This is a genomic window from Metabacillus niabensis, from assembly GCF_902829255.1.
Taxonomy (GTDB): domain Bacteria; phylum Bacillota; class Bacilli; order Bacillales; family Bacillaceae; genus Metabacillus; species Metabacillus niabensis.
In genome coordinates this window covers 41815-47911 of sequence record NZ_CADEPK010000014.1, presented here as the reverse complement: position 1 = coordinate 47911, position 6097 = coordinate 41815, and the positions used below count along the sequence as shown (strand labels likewise).

The 6097-nt window shown below is 36.0% G+C and carries 5 protein-coding genes; all 5 read right to left on the bottom strand.

All coding sequences use genetic code 11. The features are described 5' to 3' along the window. Window positions 1–188: 188 nt before the first annotated feature. The 5 genes from murB to mraY all read right to left on the bottom strand — a co-directional run bounded on the left by murB (window position 189) and on the right by mraY (window position 5880). Window positions 189–1097 carry a UDP-N-acetylmuramate dehydrogenase gene (gene murB / locus HU235_RS03655; RefSeq protein ID WP_174879366.1) on the bottom strand — a complete coding sequence of 303 codons (909 nt, stop codon included), beginning with the start codon at window positions 1095–1097 and terminating at the stop codon, window positions 189–191. Window positions 1098–1118: 21 nt separating this feature from the next. Continuing rightward, window positions 1119–2213 carry an undecaprenyldiphospho-muramoylpentapeptide beta-N-acetylglucosaminyltransferase gene (gene murG, locus HU235_RS03650; protein ID WP_174879365.1) on the bottom strand — a complete coding sequence of 365 codons (1095 nt, stop codon included), beginning with the start codon at window positions 2211–2213 and terminating at the stop codon, window positions 1119–1121. 141 nt (window positions 2214–2354) lie between these two features. Then, window positions 2355–3455: a stage V sporulation protein E gene (spoVE, locus tag HU235_RS03645; protein ID WP_145582216.1), complete on the bottom strand. Its 1101-nt coding sequence runs from the start codon at window positions 3453–3455 to the stop codon at window positions 2355–2357. A 94-nt stretch (window positions 3456–3549) separates the two neighbouring features. Beyond that, a complete protein-coding gene (gene murD, locus HU235_RS03640; protein ID WP_370877271.1) occupies window positions 3550–4905 on the bottom strand; it encodes a UDP-N-acetylmuramoyl-L-alanine--D-glutamate ligase in 1356 nt (451 codons plus the stop codon). Beyond that, window positions 4906–5880, bottom strand: coding sequence for a phospho-N-acetylmuramoyl-pentapeptide-transferase (gene mraY / locus HU235_RS03635; RefSeq protein WP_095298868.1), 975 nt, complete (start codon window positions 5878–5880; stop codon window positions 4906–4908). Window positions 5881–6097 lie beyond the last annotated feature (217 nt).

Sequence of the window (6097 nt, the reverse complement as noted above, 5' to 3'; positions counted from 1 at the left end):
CGTATTGATTGCGAAAAAACCCAACATATTTTATGTTACTTTTTTTCGGAATCATACAAATACTACTTTTGACAAAATAAACGGCATACTGGATGCCGTTTATTATTTCAGACAGAATATAGTCTAATCTCAAGCGTTTTTTCATTGTCATTATACCATAGGTAATCCAAACTTTGGGGATGTTATCTTTAATTTGTCCCAATTATTTCAACTTCTGTATCCAATTTAATGTTATTCTTTTCTAAAATGACTTCTTTAACATGTGCAATTAAGTCAAGTACATCTTTTGCGGTTGCTCCACCAGCATTTACAATAAAATTACCATGCATTTCAGAAATTTTTGCTCCACCTATTTGATAACCCTTTAACCCAGCAGCTTCAACAAGCTGTCCTGCATAATGAGGGAGTGGATTACGAAAAATACTACCGGCACATGGGTAATTCCAAGGCTGTGTATCTCTACGATAGTCTTTATTTCTCTGCATCGCGGCAACAATATCTTCCTTTTTACCTTTTTTTAATTGGAGTATTGCACCGATACAAATCCCAGGCTTCTTTTTTTGAAGAATAGAGGTTCTATACGAAAATTCCATTTCCTCATTTGTTAACCATTCAATCGTTCCATCCTCAAATAAGACTTGTGCCTTCACTAAAATTTTGGACATATCTGAGCCATGTGCACCTGCATTCATATAAATAGCACCTCCAATAGAACCGGGTATACCACTCGAAAATTCCAAACCTGATAGCCCCTGTTTACTAATGATCGTAGCTAATTTAATGATTGAATACCCGCCACCAACAGTCAATAGTTCATCATTTAATTCGATTGTATCAATTCCAGAACCTAGCTTTATGACGACTCCTTTTATCCCATTATCAGGTACAAGTAAATTAGAACCCCGACCAATGACACGCCAATTCACACCATGTTCTTTGATAATTTTTAAAACAGTAATCAAATTGTCTATGCTATTAGGCTCAACAAATATCTCAGCTGGCCCGCCTATTTTTATCGTCGTATGTTTTTTCAATGGTTCGTTTTCAAGGACTTTACCAATATTCGCATTTACCAAATCATGATATAAAGTAGCCATAAAGACCTCCTCATCCCGTTGTTATTTGTTTGCGATTTCTAACAACTCACGATATAAACGTGTCGCAGCATCCGGTATCCCTAATTCCGCTGAAGCCTTACTCATTTCTGCTAACTTCTTATCATCTAGTAAAATTTCGTCAATATGAGTTAATAATAATTCCCCATTTAATTCCTGTTCGCGAATCATCATTGCAGCATGATTTTCACTTATTGCTTGAGCATTCTTTTCTTGATGATTTGCAGTTACATACGGACTTGGAATTAATATGCTCGGTAACCCTAAAGCAGTAATTTCTGCCAAGGAGGTAGCACCTGCTCTTGAGACAATTAAATCAACACTCGCTAAAACCTCAGGCATATTATGAATAAAAGGCTTAATCATAACATGTGATGAGTCTTCTAATAATTCTACTTCCTTCATAACCTTGTCATAATGCACTTCACCAGTCACATACACAATCTGATACGGTTTATTTTTTAATAAAGGGATCATTTGCAAAACTGCTTCATTTATTGCCTTTGCCCCTCTGCTACCACCAAAGATTAATACGGTTTTTTGATTTGCCTTTAATCCTAATGATTGTCTCCCTTTTTCAGCATCCTGTCCTAACACCTCTGATGCACGTGGATTCCCTGTCAAAACTACCTTTTGGCTAGGAAAATACTTTCTCGCTTCCTCAAAGCAAATAGCGACTTTATCCACGTATTTAGCTAAAAACTTATTCGTAATACCTGGAAGACTATTTTGCTCATGAATCATCGTTGGTATATTTAGTTTTGTTGCCGCGTAAACTACTGGACCACAAACATAGCCACCTGTACCAATTACAACATCAGGTTTAAATTCCTTCATGTATTTTTTACTTAATGAAACTCCCTTAAAAAAGCGGGCTATCGTTTTTAGGTTGTCTGTCGAGAGTTTTCGTTTAAATCCTGAAATTTCAATTGATTTAAATGGGATGCCAGCACGTTTCACGATATCCTTTTCTAAACCATTCTCAGTACCAATATATAAAAATTCAACATCAGAAGAATTTTTTTTGATCTCATTAATTAAAGCAAGTGCAGGATATATATGTCCTCCTGTACCACCACCACTAACAATAACTTTCATTTTGCTCCTCCTCTTAACACAAAGATAAGGCTGACAATTAAGGACAAATACGAGGATTACATTATCATCCTAATCTGTCACAATACGATCGTCAGCCTCAGGTTTGCTACATTCTAAATAATTTATATTCATTCTATTTAATTAATATTTTGAGTACCTACTGACATTTAACAAAACACCGATTGCCATTAACATTAACGTAAGCGATGACCCTCCATAGCTTAAAAACGGAAGGGTGATTCCTGTTACAGGCATTAAACCTGTTACAACACCTACATTAATCATTACCTGAATAGCTACCATTGTAATAATACCAATTGCTAAAAAGCTACCGTATAAATCAGGTGCTCCTAATGCAATTCTTACTCCCCTCCATAATAAAAGACCAAAGAGAAGGAGTACAAATGAGCCTCCAATAAATCCAAGTTCTTCTGCTAAAATTGCAAAGATAAAGTCAGTTTGAGGCTCTGGTAAATAAAAGAATTTTTGTCTGCTCTGCCCCAATCCTAGACCAAAAAGGCCACCCGGTCCAATCGCATAAAGTGATTGAATGATTTGAAAACCACTTCCTAGTGGATCCTCCCAAGGGTCTAAAAACGAAGTGATTCGCTTAATACGATATGGTGCTGATAATACTAAAGCAATAAAACCAGCCACTCCTATTAATCCAAGCCAAGCAAAATGACTAACTCTAGCACCAGATACAAAAATCATCACAATACAAGTACCAACCATTACAGTTCCAGTCCCTAAGTCAGGCTGTAGCATGATAATGCCGAATGCCGTAAAAACAAGCCCTAGTGAGGGAACTAAACCTTTTTTAAAGGAAGTGATCTTCTTCTGGTTTTCCGATAAAAATTTAGCTAAAAAAGCTATCATTGCAAGCTTCATAAATTCTGAAGGCTGAATCGAAAATGCCCCAACACCAATCCAACTTCTTGAACCATTACGTTCCATCCCAACGCCTGGTATTAAAACAGCAATCAAGAGAAAGAAGCAAACAATAATTAACATCTTTGCCCATGTTCTCCAAGTCCAATAATCTACATTCATTAAAAAAAACATTGCGATGACACCAACTCCAGCAAATAAAAGCTGGCGTTTTGCAAAGAAAAATGAATCATCAAATTTATACGTCGCCCACACCGCACTGGCGCTGTATACCATAATAAGACCTATTGTTAAGAGAAGTAATGTAAGAAAAACTAATATAAAGTCTGGTGTAGACCTTTTCGCTGTCAACGCTTAAACACCCCTGTACCGTATATTTAAGGGCTATTAAACGAAAGAACATGATAGAATAGTTACAATCGTGAAGAAAAGTTTGTACAAGCCCTTACTTAAGCTTATGCACGGCTTGAATAAAAATGTCTCCTCTTTCCTCGAATGTTTTATATTGATCCCAGCTAGCACATGCTGGTGACAATAAAATTACATCGCCTTGCTCGGAAATATCAAACGCCGTATACACTGCTTGTTCCACATTATCGACACGTTTAATCACTTCTATTCCTTTATCAATTGCGATTCTTTCTAATTTTACTGCTGTTTCACCAAAAAGGATCATTGCCTTTACATGTTCTAGATAAGGTAGTAATTCGTCAAATTCATTTCCTCGGTCTAGTCCACCAGCTAATAAAATCGTTGGCTCTGTAAAAGCTTGTAATGCTTTACTCGTTGCTAAAATGTTCGTTGCTTTAGAGTCGTTATAAAAACGACGGTTCTCAATCGTACCAACATATTGCAGTCGGTGCTTAACACCGGTAAAGCTTGTTAGTACCTTTATAATTGCAGCGTTTGAGACATCTCTTAATTTTACAGCTGTTATTGCTGCTAAAATATTTTCATGATTATGCTTTCCTGGTAATACAATATCTTTCAGGTTAATGATCGGCTCACCTTTAAAGCAAATAAATTCGTCCTTAATATAAGCCCCACCATCAAGCTCTTTTGATGTAGAGAAATAGATTTTATTCGCTTGTGATTTTTCCGATGTTTGACATACAAGTTGGTCATCATAGTTAATAACTGCATAATCAGATTTTGTTTGATTTTCATAAATCTTCCCTTTGGCTAATACATATTCTTCCTTTGTGCCATGGTAATCTAAATGAGCATCAAAAATATTTAAAATGATTGCAATCTTTGGCTTAAACTCAATCGTTCCTAGCAGTTGAAAGGATGATAATTCCATCACGATAACATTTTCCTTAGTTGCTTGACGTGCTACATCACATGCAACAGTTCCAATATTACCTGCAATTAACGGATTCTTAGCATCAGCTTTTAGCATTTCATATATAAGGGTAGTTGTCGTTGTCTTCCCATTTGATCCTGTTATCCCGATAATATCAGCTTCAGAGATTTTATAAGCTAATTCAACTTCAGTAATAATCGGGATCTCTTTTTCTATTGCTATTTTTATTAACGGATTTTTATAAGGAATACCAGGATTTTTTACGATTAAATCAAAATGTTTTTTACTTAATAAAGAGAGAGGATGGTCACCACAAATCACTTCCACCCCTAAACCTTTTAGCTCTTGCACAGCAACATCTTCCTCAGTTGCTTTTAAGTCATTCACTGTCACTTTTGCGCCGAGATCATAAAGTAATTTAGCAGCAGCTAAGCCACTCTTAGCTAATCCGATAACTAAAACTTCTTTATGTAAATATTCACTAATCATTTTCACTTACAACCACACCTCAATATAGATTCCGAGCACTGCAAATACAAGTCCGATCGTCCAAAATGTTACAACAACTCGCCACTCGGACCAGCCAACTAATTCATAGTGATGGTGTAAGGGACTCATCTTGAATACTCTTTTTCCTGTTGTTTTATACGAAATCACTTGAATAATTACTGATAATGTTTCAATTACAAACACACCGCCAATTAATACAAGGAGAATTTCAAGCTTCGTTAAAATTGCGACTGTTACAATTGCTCCACCTAGAGCAAGTGAACCTGTATCTCCCATAAAAACCTTTGCTGGGTGTGCATTAAATACTAAAAATCCTAGAACAGCTCCTACTACGGCAACTGAAAAGATCGCGACATCATACTGGGATTGACTCCAAGCTAGAACGGCAAATGCTCCAAAGGCAATTGCTGCTGTACCTGAAAGTAATCCGTCTAAACCATCTGTTAAATTGACGGCGTTTGAGCCACCAACTAACATAAAAATGACGAGTACAACATAACCCCAGCCAAGATCTATTGATAACTCTGTCCCTGGGATGGAAATCGTTGTTTGGAATCCGTATTGTGTGAAAACAAGATAAAAAATGACAGCGATAATAACTTGACCAAGTAATTTTTGTCTTGATGTTAAACCTAAATTACGTTTCATGACAACCTTAATAAAGTCATCTAGAAATCCTAATAGGCCATATCCTACAGTTACAAAGAGCAACAAATACATTTCTACGCCTAACTGTGAAAACTTACCTGTCATTGCAATCGTTGTGATAATAATTGAGATAATGATCATGACTCCGCCCATTGTTGGAGTACCAGATTTTTTCTGATGTGATTTAGGTCCCTCTTCTCTTATACTTTGACCAAACTTTAATCTCCTCAAAAAAGGAATAGTGATGGGAGATAGTAATACACTAATTAAAAATCCCATTACAAGTGTGATTAAAATTACCTGCTCAAGCATGTATACTCCCTCCCCCACAATTCATTTGTTTTGACATCGCTTGTTTGTAATTTACGTGAATATCATATGTACTACAAACATAAATATGATTTCCTACCAATAATTCCTTCATAATATCAACTTCTCTTTCTATCCTTTGTTACCTATTCTATGATGAAGATGGGGACAAAACGACAGTAAATTAGCATTGTCCCGCTTTATCAAACATAGATTTGTT

Bases quoted from the DNA above. Each gene is read 5' to 3' on its own strand.
- murB (WP_174879366.1), bottom strand. From the start codon at position 1,097: ATGGCTACTTTATATCATGATTTGGTAAATGCGAATATTGGTAAAGTC.
- murG (WP_174879365.1), bottom strand. From the start codon at position 2,213: ATGAAAGTTATTGTTAGTGGTGGTGGTACAGGAGGACATATATATCCT.
- mraY (WP_095298868.1), bottom strand. From the start codon at position 5,880: ATGCTTGAGCAGGTAATTTTAATCACACTTGTAATGGGATTTTTAATT.